The organism is Streptomyces sp. YKOK-I1 (assembly GCF_054660435.1).
In genome coordinates this window covers 1,644,155-1,661,102 of record NZ_BAAGDR010000001.1, presented here as the reverse complement: position 1 = coordinate 1,661,102, position 16,948 = coordinate 1,644,155, and the positions used below count along the sequence as shown (strand labels likewise).

Below are 16,948 nucleotides of genomic sequence, written 5' to 3'. Positions count from 1 at the left end.
GTGACCACGCTCTCCACCCCACCACCCGGCGCCACCGACCGCCCGCCGGGCAAGCGGACCCCGCCGCCCGCACCTCCCCGGCGGGCGGCGGCCCGGGGCCGCGGGAACACCGGCTTCGTCTGGGCCTGTCTGCTGCCCGCGCTGGTCCTGTTCACGGTCTTCATGGCGGTCCCGACCGTGAACGTGTTCCGGATGTCCTTCTACACCTGGAGCGGCTTCTCCCCGCGGAAGCGCTTCGTGGGCTGGGACAACTTCCAACGCCTCCTGGACGACGACCAGTTCGTGCGGGCCTTCCAGAACACGGTCGCGCTGCTCGTCGTGGTGACCGTCGTGACGACGGTCTCCGGCCTGTTCCTCGCCGCCGTCATGACCCGGCAGCGGCTGCGCGGCCGGAGCCTCTACCGGTTCGTCCTCTACATCCCCAACGTGCTCTCGGTGGTCGTGATCGCGGCGATCTTCTCCGCCGTCTACGACCAGAACAACGGCCTGCTCAACGGAACCCTCCGGCTGCTCTCGCTGGACAGCTGGCAGCAGATCTGGCTCGGCGACCAGCAGATCGTGCTCTACTCCGTCGCGATCGCCATGGTCTGGCAGTCGCTCGGCTACTACATGGTCCTCTACATGGCCGCCATGGCGAGCATCCCCGAGGAGCTCTACGAGGCGAGCGCGCTCGACGGGGCCTCCGCCGTCCGCCAGTTCTTCGACCTCACCCTGCCGCTGATCTGGCAGAGCCTGCGCACCACCCTGACCTTCTTCATCATGAGCTCCGTCAACCTCAGCTTCGTCCTCGTCCGGGCGATGACCGGCGGCGGCCCCGACGGCTCCTCCGAGGTGCTGCTCGACTACATGTACAAGCAGGCGTACACGAACTCGTCGTACGGCTACGGCATGGCGATCGGCGTCGTCGTCTTCGCGTTCTCGTTCCTCGTGTCGCTCCTGGTGAGCCGGGCGACCCGCCGCGAGCCCCTCCAGTTCTGAGGACCTTCCCATGACCACGCCAGCCGCCCACCGCCCCCGCGCCGCCCGGCTGCTCACCCATGCCCTCGTCGCCGCCCTCGCGCTCGCCGTCGCGGTGCCGGTCGGCTGGGTGCTGCTCGCCTCCCTCAAACGGAAGAGCGAGTTCTTCGGCAGCCCGTGGACCCTGCCGGAGAGCCTGCATCTGCGCAACTACGGCGACGCGTTCCTCGGCGCCCACATGGGCCGCTACTTCCTGACCTCGGTGCTCGTCACCCTGCTCGGCCTGGTCCTCGTCCTCGCCGTCTCGGTCCCGGCGGCGTACGTCGTCGCCCGCTACGAGTTCCGCGGCCGCCGGGTCGTCGAGACCGTGCTGATGGCCGGCCTCTTCGTCAACGTCAACTACATCGTCGTACCGATCTTCCTGATGCTCGTGGACTGGGACCGCGCACTGATCGACGTCTTCCCCGGCGGCTTCTTCCTCGACAACCCGGCGATCCTGTCCCTCGTCTACGCCGCCACCTCGATCCCCTTCACCGTCTACCTGCTGACCGCCTACTTCCGGTCGATCCCCGTCGAGTACGAGGAGGCCGCCGCCCTGGACGGCGCCTCCCGCCTGCGGATCATGACCCGGATCATGCTCCCGATGGCCCGCCCGGCCGTCACCACCGTCATCCTGTTCGACTTCCTCGCCTACTGGAACGACTTCATCCTCTCGCTCACCCTGCTCCCGGGCGACAACAGGACGCTCCAGGTCGGCCTGCTCAATCTGTTCACCGCGCAGAAGGCGGCGGCCGACTACGGACGCCTCTACGCCGGCATGGTCATCGTCATCGTGCCGGTCCTCCTCGTCTACGCGCTCATCCAGCGCCGTCTCGTCGAGGGCATCGCCTCCGGCGGGGTGAAGGGCTGACCCCGGCCCGCGCGCCACCAGCGGAAGGAACACCGACATGACCGACATGAGGGAATCGATGCGTACGGCGCTCCTGGTCGCCGCCCGTACGCTCGTCGCGGCGGCCTGTGTCGCGCTCGTGGTCACCGCCCGTACCACCGTCGGGTGGGGCCATCTCCTGGTGATGCTCGCCGGACTGGCCGGTCTGCTGACCCTCCTCACCGTCTACAACCGGCGGTTCCGATGAGCGGGCCGACCGGCCGCGCACTGGCCGCCGTCCGGCCCAGCCCACGCCAACTCGCCTGGCAGGCCATGGAGTTCTACGGCTTCCTGCACTTCGGGATGAACACGATGACGGACCGGGAGTGGGGCGAGGGCCATGACGACCCGGCCCTCTTCGACCCCTCCGCTCTAGACGCCGACTCCTGGATCCGGGCCCTCAGGAGCGCCGGGATGACCGGCGTCATCCTCACCTGCAAGCACCACGACGGCTTCTGTCTCTGGCCGAGCGATGTCACCGGCTACTCGGTGGCCGCCTCCCCATGGCGCGGCGGACAGGGCGACGTGGTCGCGGAGGTCGCGCGGGCGGCGCGCCGGCACGGCCTGCGGTTCGGGATCTACCTCTCACCCTGGGACCGCACCGAGGCCAGCTACGGCTCCGGCACCGCGTACGACGACTTCTATGTCGCCCAGCTCACCGAACTCCTCACCCGCTACGGGCCGTTGTTCTCGGTCTGGCTCGACGGCGCCAACGGCGAGGGCCCGAACGGCAAACGGCAGCTCTACGACTGGGACCGGTACTACGCGGTCGTCCGCGAACTCCAGCCTGACGCGGTGATCAGCGTGTGCGGCCCGGACGTCCGCTGGTGCGGCAACGAGGCGGGCGAGACCCGCCCCGACGAGTGGAGCGTCGTCCCGCGCGCCCTCCAGGACGCCGAACGCACCGCCGACCGCTCCCAGCACGCCGACGACGGCACCTTCGCCCGGCTGGTCCGCAGCGACGACCGTGACCTCGGCAGCCGGGCCGCGCTCGCCGGACACGAGGACGACCTGGTCTGGTACCCGGCCGAGGTCAACACCTCGATCCGACCCGGCTGGTTCCACCACCCCGCCGAGGACTCCCAAGTCCGCTCCGCGGCTGAACTCTTCGGCATCTACCTCCGCACCGTCGGCGGCAACTCCTGCTTCCTGCTGAACGTTCCGCCCGCCCGGGACGGCCGGCTCCGGGACGCCGACGTACGCGTTCTGGAACAACTCGGGCGGCGCATAGCCGACTTCGAGGCCCGCCGCGTCGAGGCGACCATGACCGTGTCGTCCGGCACGGCGGACGGACCCACGCCCCGGTGGCGGCCCGACGCGGCGGATCCGCTCCCCGCCGCCACCTTGTCGTTCACGGGACCCCGGTATGTCGAAGCGGTCGTCGTGGGCGAGGACATCGCCCACGGCCAGCGCATCGAGCACCTCGTGGTCCGGGGCCGGCACCGGGACGGCCGCTGGACCACCCTCGCCGAGGCGCACGCGGTCGGCCACCGGCGCATTCTCCCCTTCGCGCCGGTGGAGGTGGACGCGGTGACCGTGGAGATACCGGAGAGCCGGGACACGCCCGTCCTCGACCGGGTCGCGGCGATCGGAGCGGCGTCGTGAAGCGCCTGGCCGTCTGGACCACCGGCGCCTGCGCGCTCGTCGCCGCGCTGCTGGTCACCTTGGTCGTCACCCTCGGCCACGACCCCTCCGACGACGTGGCCACCGTGGACGGACATCCGGTGACCCGGGACGAACTCCTCTTCCACATGCGTCGGTTGGCGCCGACCGTGCAGAACGAACTGCGCACCCGCTACAGCCTGGTGGGCACCCCGAGCTGGACCGCCGAGGCCGGCGGCCGGAGCGCGCTCCAGTGGCTGGAGGACCGGGCGCTGAAGGAGATCCGGCACGACAAGACCCTCCTCGTCCTGGCGAAGGAACAGGGCCTCGTCGACTCCGTCGACCACCGGGCCCTCCTCGCCGACCTGGCCGACGAGAACGACTCCCGGGCCCAGGCCATGGCGGCGGGCCGGACCGTGTACGGCGTCGGGCGGTTCACCGCCGAGGAGTACTACACGCACCGCCTCACCGCCCTCACCACGGCCCTCGAACAGCGGCTCGCCAAGGGCGCCGACGCACCCCTGAAGGTCACCGACGCCGAGGTCCGCCGCGCCTTCGACGCCGACCGCGACGACTGGAGCGCCGACGCCACCACCTACACGTACTCCCGGCTCGTCGTGCCGGTGGGCGGCCCGACGACCGCCGAGGCGTTGCGCCGGACGGTGCGCACGGCCGGGAGCCTCGCCGCCGTCGCCGGCACGGCCCCCGGCGCGCGGCTGACGACAGGAACGTACGAGCCGGGCGCCTCGGGCGGCCTGAACGCCCATGACCAGGACCTCGCGGCCGTGCTCGGCAGGCTCGCGCCGGGCGGGATCTCGGCCCCCGTCCAGGGCACCGGACAGATCACCTACTACGAGCTCGACGGCAAGAAGGTCGACGAGGACAAGGCGTTCGCCACGTACTCCCGGCGGATCCGTCTCTCGCTCGTCGAGGACAAGTTCGACCAGTACCTCCAGCGCCGTGTCGACAGGAGCGACATCGATGTCGACACCTCGGCGGTGGACGCCATCAACGCGGAGGAAGTGCAGTCATGAGACCCGTCGACACCGGACCGCCCCGCCGCCCACGGACGCGGTACGCGGGCTTCGTCGCCCTGCTCGCCGCCCTGCTCGTCGGAGCGCTCGTCCCGGCGGCCCACGCCACCACCACCCCCCACGACACCCCCGCCCGCGCCGCCCTGCGGACCGCCTGGCCCGGCAACAGCCCCAACACCACCGGCGGCAAGGACTACTACCTCGACGCCACCCTCGGCCGCGACACCGCAGCCGGCACCTCCCCGGCGACCGCCTGGCGCACCCTCGCCAAGGCCACCGCGACCACCTTCGCCCCCGGCGACCGCATCCTGCTCAAGGCCGGCGAGCAGTGGCCGGACCAGCAGCTGTGGCCCAAGGGCTCCGGCAGCGCGGGCAAGCCGATCACCATCTCGGCGTACGGCGACCCCGACGCCCGCCGCCCCTACATCGCGACCAACGGCAAGGTCCCCAGCCCCTTCAGGTCCGACGGCACCAAGAACCCGGCCACGGTCGGACTGACCGGCGCCATCGTGCTGCGCAACCAGCAGTACTGGGACATCGACAACGTCGAGCTGTCCAACGACGACGACTTCGCCACGGACATCACCTCGGGGACGTACGTCCGCGACGGCATCATGGTCTCCGTCAACGCCGATCTGCTGGCGAGCGGCGCGGACAGCGTCATGGACCACTTCCGGATCTCGAACGTCCACGTCCACCACCTGGACGGCCCCAGCTCCTGGCAGAAAATCCACTACGGAGCGGTCGACTTCCAGGTCTTCGGCAGCAAGAGCTACAAGGAGTACGGCACCGGCGGCTACTACTTCAAGGACGTCCGGATCGAGAACAACACCTTCGAGAACGTCGAACTGCACGCCGTCCAGTTCGCGTTCAACTGGTTCGCCGCCGACGGCACGGACGCCGGGCAGTACGACGAGAACGGCAAGTGGCACGAGGGCTGGGAGCAGTTGTGGGTCCGCACCCGCGACCTCTACAGCCGTGACGTGTACATCGGCCACAACTACGCCGAGAGCATCGGCCAGGGCGCGATCCAGCTCGCCGACACCAAGAACATGACGGTCGAGTACAACGAGGTCAACGGCTTCCTGAAACGCTACGACGCGGTGTCCTGCGCCCTGTACCTGTGGGCGGGCGCCGACTCGGTGATGCAGTACAACGAGGTCTACGGCGGCCCGGACAACGAGTACGACGGCACGCCCTTCGATCTCGAGTACACCAACTTCAACGTCACGTACCAGTTCAACTACTCGCACGACAACGCGGCGGGCTGGATGGCCTACATGGGCAACAGCGCGAACTCCGTGGCCCGTTACAACCTCAGCGTCAACGACAACGGCGTCCTGGTGAAGAACATGCTGTCGACGAACTACTCACCGACGTACTTCACCAACAACACCTTCGTCTACGACGGCGCGGACCTCGACTACGTCCACGACGAGACGTTCCTGAGCCGTGTCTACTTCCTCAACAACGTCTTCCACAACACCTCGACGACGACCGCGACCCCCTGGTACCGGCGCACGGGTGCGCTGCGGCAGGCGGTGTTCTCGAACAACGACTACTACGAGGCGGGCGGGACCCACTCCACCCAGGAGCCCGCCGACCCACGAGGGCTGCGGGCCGACCCGCGCTTCGACGGCGACCCCGACGACTACCTCACCGGCCTCGGCGTGGACCGGATCCGGGAGGCGGCGGCGCACTTCGCGCTCCGCGACGACTCGCCGCTGATCGACGCCGGCCGGTACAACCCGCACCTCGGCACCGAGGACTTCCTCGGCACCCACCTCTACTACGGCACCGCCCCGGACATCGGCATCGCCGAGCGAGCCGTCGGCACCCGGGTGGAGAACCCCGTCGACGACGACCCCGTCGAGGAGGAGACCGACCAGCGCGTCGACCTCGCGCTCGGCAAACCGGTCACCGCCAGCTCCACCCACCCCGGGGCGAACGGCACCCTCACCGCGGACAAGCTCACCGACGGCAGCCTCACCACTCGCTGGGCGGCGGCCGACGACGCGGCCTACCCGGTCACCCTCGACATCGACTTCGGCACCGCCACCACCTTCGACCAGGTCTATCTGGACGAGTACACCGACTCCGGCACCAATCCGAGGGTGCGGACCTTCGCGTTGCAGCGCTGGGACACCGCCACCGGGACCTGGGTGACGTTCGCGAGCCGGGACACCGGCATCGGCCATGACCTCACCGTGACCGGCTTCGGGAGCGTCACGACCTCCCGGCTGCGGGTGGCACTCACCGGGAAGATCGCCACCGAGCAGTACACCCCGACGATGACCGAGATCGCCGTGTACGACGGATGACCCGCGACCGGTGGGCGGACGGCACCCCGCCCGCCCACCGGCACGACCGGCTACGCGCCCTTCGGGGCCGCCTGCTGCACCACCTCGAAGGACCACAGGGTCGAGGCCGAGGCGGCGGGCCGGGCCTGCTCGCCCTCGGCGCCGCCCCGGTGCGCGGACTTCATCGGGCCCTCCATCCACGCCTGGAACGACTCCTCGTCCCGCCAGCGCGTGTAGACGAGGTAGGTGTCGGTGCCCTCGACCGGGCGGAGCAGCTCGAACCACTCGAACCCGTCCGAGTTCTCCACGGCATGCGCCCGCGCGGCGAACCGCTTCTCGAGGGTCTCCCGCTGCTCGGCCGGGACGGTCAGTACGTTGATTTTTACTACGCTAGGCACATGACACCTCTCGTCAAACGGGGCCCCGACTGGACCCCTGATCTGGACCATGTGCGCGCAGTGTCCTACATCCGACAGTCAAGGAAGCGTGAGGACGACTCCGCGTCGTCCCCCGAAGCGCAGCGGACCAAGTGCGAGGCGCTGATCACGGCCAAAGGCTGGGACAACGCGGGCCACTTCGCCGACGTCGGCAAATCCGGCTGGGACCCCAAGGTTGTCCGGCCGGAGTTCGAGGAGATGATGTCCGCCGTTCGTGCCGGGCACGTAGACGCAGTGGTCGTGTTCTCGCTGTCCCGCCTCACTCGACAGGGTGCCCTTGAGGCCATGCTGATCAATGAGGAGTTGGCCGAACACGGCGTGCTGCTCGTCAGCGTGGAAGAGCCCTACCTGGATACGTCCACCCCCATGGGCGTCGCGATCTTCGGCCTTATCGCCGCGCTGGCCCAGCAAGAGTCCGACATGAAGTCGGCGTACATCACGGCGACGAAAGAGACGCTGAGGGCAGCAGGTAGCCACGTGTCCGGCATGGCCCCGTACGGCTTCCAGTCGACGCGTGAACCGCGCGGGGAACTGGTGGTGGTCAGGCTGGTCCCCGATCCCGCTGAGGCCCCGTACGTGCGCGACATGGTGACCTGGGCGCTGGGCGGCATGACCGCATCGGCCATGGCTCGCAAGCTGAACACTGAGCGCGTACCGACCAAAGCAGCGGACATGTCGGCGCGTGTGACCGCCCGCCGGGCCCGAGGCATCAGCCAGCCGCTGGAGCGTACGACGTGGGTGTCGTCCACTGTGCTCCGCATCCTCCGTGACCCGCGCCTTGCTGGCTACGCCGCCGAACGCCAGGGGGCCAAGCGCGTCATCCTGCGCGACGACTCAGGGGCCCCGCTGGCTGCGCATGAGCCGATCATTCCGCCGGATGACTGGTGGCGCCTTCAAGAGGTACTCGACGGCCGTGCGCCCCAGGTGGTCCGTCAGGGTGGCCGCTCGGTGCCGTCTCTGCTGGGTGGCGCCGGGATGCTCTTCTGCGGCGTCTGCGGGTCGTCCATGGTGACCGACCGGAGGGAGGGCAAGCAGCTCTATCGGTGCAACCGGGCCCAGTCCGGCGCCGTACCGGGACACGGTGGTCTGGCCATCAACATGGACGCCGCCGACGACGTGGTGGCCCGTACGGTGTGGTCCCGCCTGTCAGCGCTGGACCCCGAAGACTCCGAAGATCTCGAATGGCTCGCCGAGGCCGCACGCCGGTTTGCAGCGCAAGCGGACACGGGCGAGCGGCAGGCCGAACTAGCAGCCGCACGCGCCGAGTTGGAGCACGTACGGGAAGCGCTCCGCACGCTGTATGTCGACCGGCAGGCCGGCTTGTACGCGGGTGCCGTCGGTGACCAGATGTTCCGTGAGTCCGTGGAGCGGTTGACGGCGCACGAAGCGCGAACGGCCGGACGCGTGGAAGAACTGGGGACCGCCGAGGCTGGCACGGTGGCGATCCCCTCGGAATGGACGGACCCGGAGGGTGACCCGCTGGGGCCGGACTCGACGTGGGGCAGTTGGGGCCTGGAGGACCGGCGTAGCTTCTTGGCGTTCTTCGTCGACCGCATCACCATTGCCAAGTCCATCGGCCGTGGCCGGAACGCGAACACGGAGGATCGGGTGACTGTGCACTGGGCAGAGGCGCCAGTCAAGTAGGCGCCTGAGCGCGCCGTTCACGGCCCGTTGCTGGAATCCCCCTCCGGCGGCGGGCCGTGGGCGTTCCTGCGGGCATTGTGGCCCTGTGGATGGTGTCGGCCGGTGACGAATGACGATGGTGACACCGTTCCCGGTTTGCCCTACAGCGGTAGATGTTCATATTGGTCTCTCCTTTCACCTATTCCGCTGTTGAACTGGCGTTTTGTGGGTCCATGGAGTCACCTAACGGTTGACCTTTGGTCCATCTCCGGTCACCTGCGGGTCCTCCGCCGCTTCGCGATCTTGGGGACAGCGGAAAGGCAAGGCTCGGACGCAACTACAGAGAGTCGGATCTTGAGGAAGTACATAGACGACGTGGCCGCCCGTCGCGCGCTGGAGACTGCCGCCCAGCATGCCGACAAGGCTCGCGACCCACTGCCATTCGTATGGACGGGGGCAAGTTGGGCGACGCCCGGCGGGGAGTGGCGGGATCTTCCGCTGATCCGCAAGGGCGTGGGGGACTGGCTGGCGGACGTGGCCGCCGGACTTCGCTGGTACTACGCCCCTGCCATTGAGGCCGGAGAGCGGCGCGCAGAGTTGGAGCGTCAGGCAGGCGCCATCGAGACCAACGTACTGCTCGCCGAAGCGGAAGCACGGGCGCTCCTGCATCAGGAAGCTGCATCTCTGCGCCATGCCGCTGCCGCCATCACCACTCCCCCGGCTCCGTTCGCGCTGAAAACTGCGCACGTCTGCCGTTTGGGAGGCGTTCTGTGCCGCTGAGCCGGTGCTTGCTCGCTCGCTGGGCACCACTGGGGGTAAGCGGGCGCTGTTCGCCGCGATGGACAGTCGTTTTGGTGCGCGCCGGAAGCTGGCCGGATACGAGGGTTGGCGGGGCGTGGCGCTGGACGACTGACGGTCGCTGGCGGGAAGGAAGGGGGGTCTGGAACTTTTCCAGCTCGCTCCCGGGCACCCCCGCCCTACCCGCCGTGCGCGCGCCCGGGAAATAGTCGAAACTGGTGGGAAAACCGCAGCTCAGCGGTCATGTAGGCGCATAATCCCGCGCTTCGTTAGGTAGTCGTCTCTAGAGTGTGCATCAGGGAAGTCCACTGATCGTCCGGAGGTGTCATGCCCCTGCAGATGAAGTTGAGCGCGATAACACTCGACTGCCCTGATCCGTTGGCTCTGGCGGCGTTCTATCAGCAGGCCACCGGCCTCGAACCCCACCCGAAGTCGGACACCGACTTCGCGGCTCTCGACCGTGAGGACGGGCTCTCCATCGGTTTTCAACGGGTCGACGGCTACCGGGCTCCGCGCTGGCCTGACCAGACCGTTCCCCAGCAGCTTCACATCTGCTTCAAGGTCGAGGAGGACTTGGGGGAAGCCGAGGCCCGGCTGCTGGAGCTGGGCGCGGGCAAGCCGGATCACCAGCCCCATGGGGTCAAGGCGCGAGTTCTCACCGATCCGGCTGGGCACCCCTTCTGCATCGTCAGAGGCTGACTGGGGGTTCAGACCCTCGCTGACGGATACCGGCCGTCCTGGCGTACTCCAACTGGACGTCCTCTTGAGCGTCTATCAAACGATGGCACCCTCAAGTGATCAACGCACCACCCACGGATGATCACGTGATCGTGGAGGCACAGGTGCGTGACTACGGGTTTTCACCGGCTCAGCAGGATGAGATCTGGAGACGGTGGCGCGAGGGGCAATCGTTCAGCTTGATCGGGAGGGCGCTCGGGGCACCGATGCAGAGCGCCCGTCGGTTTCTGCACCAGAGCGGCGGCGTCCGGCAAGAACGCCGTCCGTGCCGGGCTGCTCGCTGCTCTCGACTACATGCGGGAGAGCGACACTCTTGCCGTGTGGAAGCTGGACCGTTTGGGCCGTTCCACCAAGGACGTGCTCACGATCGCTGAGGATCTGCACGCCCGGAGGATCGCGCTGCGGATTCTGACGGGCACGCTGGCTGGTAGCTACTCGCCGAAGGGTGAGGGCAAGTTCTTCCTCACGATGATGGTTGCCTTTGCTGAGCTTGAGCGAGACATGATCGTTGAGCGCACACGGGCGGGTCTGGACGCTGCCAAGGCTCAGGGTCGGACGGGTGGACGGCCGTCCTCGGCAGACGGTTCGAGCCGGTGCGCCTCGCGGGCGGTCCGCCGGGCCTCCCGCTCCGCACGGGCCGACGCGGCGGCGGTGGTGCGGGACCGCTCCTCGGCCCGCCGCTCCTCCTCTGCCGCCGACCGGAGTGCCTCCCGGGCCCGGCGCAGCGCCTCCTCCGCGTCCTCCGCCTCCCGCCGGGCCCGTCCGTGGTGGTCCCGCGCCCGCTGTACGGCCGCCTCGGCGTCGGTGTGCTCCGCGCGCCGCTCGTCCCGCTCCCGCGCGGTGGCGTCGGCCACCGCACGGGCCCGGGCGAGGCGCTCCCGGCGCCGCCGGGCGAGTTCGTCCGTACGAGGAGGGGCCGTACGAGGAGGGTGCGGCGGGTTGCGATGGACCGCGCGCTCCGGGGCGGCGCGCGCCGGGAAACCCGAGGGCGGGACGAGGGCGCTGTCCAGGTGGCCCGTGGCCCACCGGTCCGCCGCGTCGGCGTCGGCGAGCACGGCCTGCAAGGTGGCGGTGACCTCGGTCAGCACGGCGGCCGACAGCCGCTGCCCGGCGTCGAGCGCGAGGTCGGCCGTCCGACGGGTCAGCGCGGCGACGATCCTGCGGCGCTGGTCGGACAGCTCCCGGACCGCGGCCGGGTCCAGGTCCCGGTGGGCCCTGCGCAGCGCCTGCCCCAGCTCCAGGAACCGGCGGCTCTCCTCCGGCCGTGACCGCAGGAGCAGATTCGCGGCCCAGGCGGCGAGGGTGGGCCGGCGGGCCCCGTGGATCCGGCGGGCGTCCTCCGTCCGGCCCGCCGTCCTGGCGGCCAGGGCCAGCTCCTCACGGCGCGCCACGAAACCGGACGGCGGGGTGGTGTAGAGGCCGTCGAGCAGTGCTTCCACGTCTTCCGTCCCGCCCTCGTGTCCGCGCCTGCCCGCCATGCCGCCCAGCCTCCACCGGGCCACGGCACCGCGCACGCCGGGACTCACCTGACCTGATCGAGGGGCGTCCTGGCGGGCGGCCGGGTGCGCGCCCAGTCGTACAGCACGACCGAGCACACGGCCGCCAGCGCACACCAGGTCGAGACGAACTCCAGCCGCCACAGCGCCCAGCACACCAGCGCCCCCACGGCGACGAGCACGCCCAGCAGTGTCAGCCGGCGGTCGCCGGACAGCAGCAGGGAACCCACGGTGGCCAGCAGATAGCCCGTGACGAGGACCAACGGGTGGGGGAGGCCGAAGGTGTAGCCGACGGTACGGCCGTGGATCTCGGCCGTCACCGGGCCGGTGGCCAGCCCGTACCCGAGGGCCGCCGCGGTCGCGACGCCCACCGCCAGTGGCCCGGTCAGCCGGGGACGGGCGGGCGGCGCGGCCGCGCACCACACCCCCGCGGGCACCCACACCGCCAGCAGCGGCAGGGCGATGACGGCCCAGACGACGGTGGCGGCCCCGCCGCCCCCGCCCCGGTGCCAGACGGCCGACTCGACGATCTGATGGGCCCCGAGCAGGAGCGGCAGCGCGGCGAGCGGCAGGTCCCGTGGGGCGCGCACCCGCGCCACCGAGGCCACCCCGACGGCCGCGACACCGGTGCCCGCCACGAGATCGGCCGTCGCACTCCAGCACATCAGGCCACGATAGGGCCGGTCTTCCGGATCAGTGGGTTCCCGGCTGGACCATCCGGTAGAACAGGCGGGCTCCGGCGCGCCGGGCGGAGTGCCGCAGCCGGACCGGCAACGACCGGGCCGGGGCCGGGGCGGGCGGGTGTGCGGCCAGCCGGGGGAAGAGGGCCTCGGCGTTGGTGCGGTTGATCGCGGCGAGCGTGCCGGGGTCCACGCCGTCGTCGAGGCCGTTGGTGAAGTACTGGCCGGCCGGGGTGGGGGCGAAGGGCCAGTCGCTGCCGAACAGCACATGCCCGGGACGGGCGAAGGCGAGCAGCGTGGGCAGCGCGGCGGGGCCGGCCGAGAGCGCGGTGTCGTAGTAGAAGCCGCGCAGGTCGTCCAGGCTGTCGAGGGGGCTGCGTCCGGTGTCGGCGGCGAGGGCGACGGCCATGCGGTGGGAGGCGTACGGGACGAAACCGCCGGCGTGGCTGAGGATGAACCGGATGTTCGGGTGACGCCGGGGGACACGGTCCCGTACGAGGAGATAGGCGGCCCGGGCGGTGTCGAGGAGGAAGTCGGCGGCGAACGGGGGGATGCCGTCGACGGCGGGGCCGGGCAGTTCGGCGGGGTGCACGAGGGCGACGGCGCCGTGTGCGTCCAGGACCCGCCACAGGGCGTCCTGGCTCTCGGTGCCGAGGTAGACGCCCTGGTTGTTGGCGAGCAGGGTGACCCCGTCGGCACCCAGCTCACCGAGGGCGCGCTCGGCCTCCCGTGCCGAGGCGGCGACATCGGGCATCGGCAGGGTGGCGAACCAGCCGAACCGGCCGGGATGTGCGGCGGTGACCTCGGCGCAGTGGTCGTTGAGGCGGCGCGCCAGGCCGGCGGCCTCGGCGGGGTCGCTCAGGAAGCCGGTGCCGGGGGTGGAGACGGACAGGATCGCGGTCTCGGTCCGGAGCAGGTCCATCAGCTCCAGGGCGGCCTCGGGGCTCCAGTCGGGCAGGGCGCGGCCGCCCGCCTCGGTGATGCCCGCCCGGGTGAGGGCGTCGCGGTAGAGGTCCGGGACGAGGTGCTGGTGGACGTCGATACGGCGGGGTGCGGTCGTCATGGGGCGTGGCTCTCGGCTTTCCGGAAGGGACGTTCAGACGAAGATCACCGATACGGCCCCCGGGCCGCTGCACCGTGCCTCGGCCTTCTGGCCGGCGCCGACGGAGGGGGCGGTGGTCAGGGCGCCGGGCAGGACCGGCCGGCCGGTCCGCAGGGGCGTACCGGGAGCGGCGAGGGTGTCGGCCGGCCGGGCCACCGCGGTGGCGGGACGGCCCGGGCGGGTCCGCCGAGCACCTCGTGTCCGGCGCCCGAGGCGACCCGCTCGCCGTCGAGGAACAGGTCGGCGGTGACGGAGGCCAGGTCGGGCGCGTGCCGCGGCGGCGTCCAGGGCCCGCGGACCAGGCCGGCCGAGCCGGCGTTGTCGGCGATGGTGTCGGCCGGGGTGATCCGGCAGTCGCGGACACGGCTGTCGGCGATCTCCCGGGCGGGCGCGACGGCCTCGGTGGCGTCGAGGACGTCCGCGACGGTGACGCCGGGGCCGCGCGGCGGGCGGGCGGGCCGGAAGCAGGTCTCCGGCTCGACGCGGGGCGCGCGGTAGCGTGCGGCGAGGACGGTGGCGCCGTCGCAGTGGGTCATGTCGTCCGGCAGACGGCCGTGGTCGGGCTCGTCGACCCCGAGGAGCCGGCGCATCGCGGCCGAGGTGAGGCCGACCTCGTGGCGGACGACCGAGGCGCCGTCGGTCGGCCTGCGGGCGAGGCCGGACTGCTGGACGGCGTACGCGTCGGCCGGGTCCAGACCGGGCAGCAGTGCCGACAGCGGGTCGCTCGGGCGCACCCGGTGCTCGGCCCTGCGCAGCAGCCATGCCGCCTCCTCGCGCTGCCCGGCGGTCAGGGTCATCCCGCGCCCTCCGACGCCAGGCGCCGGGCCGTCTCGAAGAGCAGCCGCGCGTGCAGCTGGAACATCGCGGGCAGGTCGACCGCGTCGCCGTGGATCTCCCGCTGGATGAACAGCCCGTCGGCGCCGGCGACGGCGTACGTGGTGAGGGTGCGCACGGCCTCCTCGTCCAGCTCGGGCACGAGGGTCCCCACCACCTCGGCGATCTTGCGTCCGGCGATCTCGCGGACCTGGAGGAAGACGGTCCGCCCGCGTGGCTCGGTGGGTCGCCGTTCCAGGGCGAGCATCAGACCGAGGCGCAGGAAGTCCGGGGCGTCGACCAGCGACTTCGCCACGTTCGCCGCCATCAGGGCGATCCGCTCCTGCGGGGTGCCGGCCTCCTCGCCGGGCAGGACGACGGCCGCGAGCCAGGTCTCGAAACTGCGCTCGATGACCGCCGCGATCAGATCGTCCTTGTCCTTGAAGTGCCAGTAGATCGAGCTCGCGGGCAGTCCGCACTTGGCGCTGACCGCGGCGATCGAGGTGCCCTCGTAGCCGCGCTCGCCGGCGATCTCGATCGTCGCGTCCAGGATGCGCTGCCGCGACTCCACACCGTTCGCGCGCTTCCTGCGCGTCGACTCCGCCCTGCTCATGGCGTGCGCCCTTCCGTCGTTCCCGGCACTTGACCCCTCGGTGCGCCCACCTTACCGTAGCGGCTACTCCAATTGGAATGACCACTACAGCAAGAGCCGATGCGGTTCCAGGGACGACAGCGAGGTGGCCCGGTGAGTGCGATCAGTGCCGAGGAGAGCGCCGAGGAGAGCGCCGAGGAGAGAGCCGAGGAGAGAGCCGAGGGCGGCACCGAGGACCGCGTGTACGACGTGGCGGTGATCGGTTACGGGCCGACCGGCGTCACCGCGGCGAACCTGCTCGGCGGCATGGGCCTCCGTGTGGTCGTGGTGGAGCGGGCCGCCGAGATCTACTCCCGGGCGCGGGCCATCTCCACCGACGAGGAGGTCATCCGCATCTGGCAGCGGATCGGCCTGGCCGACCGGCTCAAGCGGGACATGCTGGCCGAGCGCCCCCTCGACTTCGTCGACGCGGGCGGCCGCACCTTCCTCAGCGCGCGCCCCGCCCCGCGCGGACACGGCCATCCGCCGCAGATGTTCCTCTACCAGCCGGCCCTGGAGCAGGTCCTGCGCGAGGGCGTCGACCGCTACCCGAACGTGGAGATCCTGCTGCGCCACGAGTGTCTGCGGCTCGGCCAGGACGCCACCGGAGTGGAACTCACGGTGGTCGGGACCGCCGACGACTCCGTACGACGGCTGCGCGCGCGGTACGTCATCGCGGCCGACGGCGGCTCCAGCCTCACCCGCGCCCAGCTCAACGTGGGCTACGAGGGACGGACGTACGAGGACCGCTGGGTCGTCGTCGACGCCGAGATGCTGAGGCCCTGGCCGGACCACGACCGGCTGCGCTTCCGCTGCGACCCGGCCCGCCCGGCGGTGGACTGCCCCACCCCGCTCGGCCACCACCGCTGGGAGTTCCCGGTCCTGCCCGGCGACGACGAGCGGCGGCTCACCACCGACGACGCGATCCACGCGATGGTCTCCCGGTACGGGATCGGCCGCGACCGGATCAGGATCCTGCGGGCCACCGTCTACAGCCACCACGTCCGCTTCGCCGCCCGCTTCCGGGTGGGCAGGGTCTTCCTCGCGGGCGACGCCGCCCACGCGATGCCGCCGTGGATCGGCCAGGGCATGGCCGCGGGCGTCCGCGACGCGGCCAACCTGTGCTGGAAACTCGCCGCCGTGCTGCGCGGCGAACTGCCCGACACCGTCCTCGACTCCTACGAGACCGAACGCAAGCCGCACGTCAAGGAGGTGACCCGGCGGGCCGTGCTCGTCGGGCGGATCATCACCGAACGCCGGCTCCCCGTGGCCCGGGTCCGCGACACCGCCCTGCGCGCGGTACACCGTGTGGCGGGCGTCGGCTCCCGCCTTGTCGACTCCCACTGGATCCCCGTCGCCCACTACGCGAAGGGCTTTCTGGCCGGTCCGCGCACCAGGGCCTCCGGGCGCCAGATCCCCCAGCCCTGGGTGACCGGCGCCGACGGCGGCCGGGTCCGGCTGGACGACGTGCTCGACGGCCGCTGGCTGCTGCTGCACCTCGGCCCGCCCCGCCCGCAGCCCGCCTGGGACCGCCGCGGAGTGCCCTCGCTGGCCGTCCTCCCGGCCGGATCGCACCCCGCCGAGGGGGCGGTCGTCGACCGCGACGGCGTCCTGCTGTCCTGGCTCACCGCACACCGGGCCGCCACCCTCGCCCTGCGCCCCGACGCCTACGTCTACGCCGCCGCCGGCCCGGGCGCCCCGCTCCCGCCCCCACCGGCCGGCTTCGCCCCCACCCCGTACCGGACGATCCCGACCGCCCCGCCCGCCCCGCCCGCCCCGACCGCCCCGACCGCCCCGACCACCCCGTGA

Annotated in this window: 16 protein-coding genes and 2 pseudogenes; 12 read left to right on the top strand and 6 right to left on the bottom strand. The window is 71.2% G+C overall.

The features are described from left to right. The 6 genes from ACYQ8Q_RS06785 to ACYQ8Q_RS06760 are packed head-to-tail and all read left to right on the top strand — an operon-like array spanning nt 1 to nt 6,842. Nucleotides 1-978, top strand: coding sequence for a carbohydrate ABC transporter permease (locus ACYQ8Q_RS06785; protein WP_460062776.1), 978 nt, complete (start codon nt 1-3; stop codon nt 976-978). 10 nt (nt 979-988) lie between these two features. Next, nucleotides 989-1,867, top strand: coding sequence for a carbohydrate ABC transporter permease (locus ACYQ8Q_RS06780; protein ID WP_460062775.1), 879 nt, complete (start codon nt 989-991; stop codon nt 1,865-1,867). A 37-nt stretch (nt 1,868-1,904) separates the two neighbouring features. Continuing rightward, entirely contained in the window at nt 1,905-2,093 is a 189-nt protein-coding gene (locus tag ACYQ8Q_RS06775; protein WP_460062773.1) for a DUF6903 family protein, read from the top strand. Next, nucleotides 2,090-3,490 carry an alpha-L-fucosidase gene (locus ACYQ8Q_RS06770; RefSeq protein WP_460062772.1) on the top strand — a complete coding sequence of 467 codons (1,401 nt, stop codon included), beginning with the start codon at nt 2,090-2,092 and terminating at the stop codon, nt 3,488-3,490. The genes ACYQ8Q_RS06775 and ACYQ8Q_RS06770 overlap by 4 nt, the downstream gene beginning before the upstream one ends. Beyond that, nucleotides 3,487-4,521, top strand: coding sequence for a peptidylprolyl isomerase (locus tag ACYQ8Q_RS06765; protein ID WP_460062770.1), 1,035 nt, complete (start codon nt 3,487-3,489; stop codon nt 4,519-4,521). The genes ACYQ8Q_RS06770 and ACYQ8Q_RS06765 overlap by 4 nt, the downstream gene beginning before the upstream one ends. Further along, nucleotides 4,518-6,842 carry a discoidin domain-containing protein gene (locus tag ACYQ8Q_RS06760; RefSeq protein WP_460062769.1) on the top strand — a complete coding sequence of 775 codons (2,325 nt, stop codon included), beginning with the start codon at nt 4,518-4,520 and terminating at the stop codon, nt 6,840-6,842. The genes ACYQ8Q_RS06765 and ACYQ8Q_RS06760 overlap by 4 nt, the downstream gene beginning before the upstream one ends. 50 nt (nt 6,843-6,892) lie before the next feature. On the opposite strand, the gene ACYQ8Q_RS06755 is transcribed toward ACYQ8Q_RS06760, so the two are convergent. Then, the gene (locus ACYQ8Q_RS06755; RefSeq protein ID WP_460062768.1) at nt 6,893-7,219 is read right to left on the bottom strand and encodes an antibiotic biosynthesis monooxygenase family protein; all 327 of its coding nucleotides are present in this window, start codon (nt 7,217-7,219) and stop codon (nt 6,893-6,895) included. Here ACYQ8Q_RS06755 and ACYQ8Q_RS06750 point away from each other — a divergent pair, their 5' ends adjacent. The 5 genes and pseudogenes from ACYQ8Q_RS06750 to ACYQ8Q_RS06730 all read left to right on the top strand — a co-directional run. Next, entirely contained in the window at nt 7,220-8,902 is a 1,683-nt protein-coding gene (locus tag ACYQ8Q_RS06750; protein WP_460062767.1) for a recombinase family protein, read from the top strand. A gap of 333 nt (nt 8,903-9,235) precedes the next feature. After that, the gene (locus tag ACYQ8Q_RS06745; protein WP_460062766.1) at nt 9,236-9,661 is read left to right on the top strand and encodes a hypothetical protein; all 426 of its coding nucleotides are present in this window, start codon (nt 9,236-9,238) and stop codon (nt 9,659-9,661) included. A gap of 345 nt (nt 9,662-10,006) precedes the next feature. Further along, nucleotides 10,007-10,378, top strand: a complete 372-nt coding sequence (locus ACYQ8Q_RS06740) for a VOC family protein (RefSeq protein WP_460062764.1) — start codon at nt 10,007-10,009, stop codon at nt 10,376-10,378. Between the two features lie 143 nt (nt 10,379-10,521). Further along, a pseudogene (locus ACYQ8Q_RS06735) lies at nt 10,522-10,668 on the top strand (IS30 family transposase); the annotation flags it as partial. Nucleotides 10,669-10,711: 43 nt separating this feature from the next. Next, nucleotides 10,712-10,912: pseudogene (locus ACYQ8Q_RS06730) on the top strand (recombinase family protein); the annotation flags it as partial. A 50-nt stretch (nt 10,913-10,962) separates the two neighbouring features. Here the strand turns inward: ACYQ8Q_RS06730 and ACYQ8Q_RS06725 are convergent. The 5 genes from ACYQ8Q_RS06725 to ACYQ8Q_RS06705 all read right to left on the bottom strand — a co-directional run bounded on the left by ACYQ8Q_RS06725 (nt 10,963) and on the right by ACYQ8Q_RS06705 (nt 15,121). Continuing rightward, a complete protein-coding gene (locus ACYQ8Q_RS06725; protein WP_460062763.1) occupies nt 10,963-11,895 on the bottom strand; it encodes a hypothetical protein in 933 nt (310 codons plus the stop codon). 44 nt (nt 11,896-11,939) lie between these two features. Then, a complete protein-coding gene (locus ACYQ8Q_RS06720; RefSeq protein WP_460062762.1) occupies nt 11,940-12,578 on the bottom strand; it encodes a DUF6629 family protein in 639 nt (212 codons plus the stop codon). A 28-nt stretch (nt 12,579-12,606) separates the two neighbouring features. Next, on the bottom strand, nt 12,607-13,656 hold the full coding sequence (locus tag ACYQ8Q_RS06715; RefSeq protein WP_460062761.1) for an amidohydrolase family protein: 1,050 nt from the start codon (nt 13,654-13,656) through the stop codon (nt 12,607-12,609). Nucleotides 13,657-13,772: 116 nt separating this feature from the next. Next, the gene (locus ACYQ8Q_RS06710) at nt 13,773-14,492 is read right to left on the bottom strand and encodes a 2-keto-4-pentenoate hydratase (RefSeq protein WP_460062760.1); all 720 of its coding nucleotides are present in this window, start codon (nt 14,490-14,492) and stop codon (nt 13,773-13,775) included. Continuing rightward, the gene (locus ACYQ8Q_RS06705) at nt 14,489-15,121 is read right to left on the bottom strand and encodes a TetR/AcrR family transcriptional regulator (RefSeq protein WP_460062759.1); all 633 of its coding nucleotides are present in this window, start codon (nt 15,119-15,121) and stop codon (nt 14,489-14,491) included. The genes ACYQ8Q_RS06710 and ACYQ8Q_RS06705 overlap by 4 nt, the downstream gene beginning before the upstream one ends. 228 nt (nt 15,122-15,349) lie before the next feature. On the opposite strand from ACYQ8Q_RS06705, the gene ACYQ8Q_RS06700 reads away from it, so the two are divergent. After that, nucleotides 15,350-16,948 (top strand): bifunctional 3-(3-hydroxy-phenyl)propionate/3-hydroxycinnamic acid hydroxylase, encoded by a 1,599-nt coding sequence (locus tag ACYQ8Q_RS06700; protein WP_460073203.1) that lies wholly within the window; start codon nt 15,350-15,352, stop codon nt 16,946-16,948.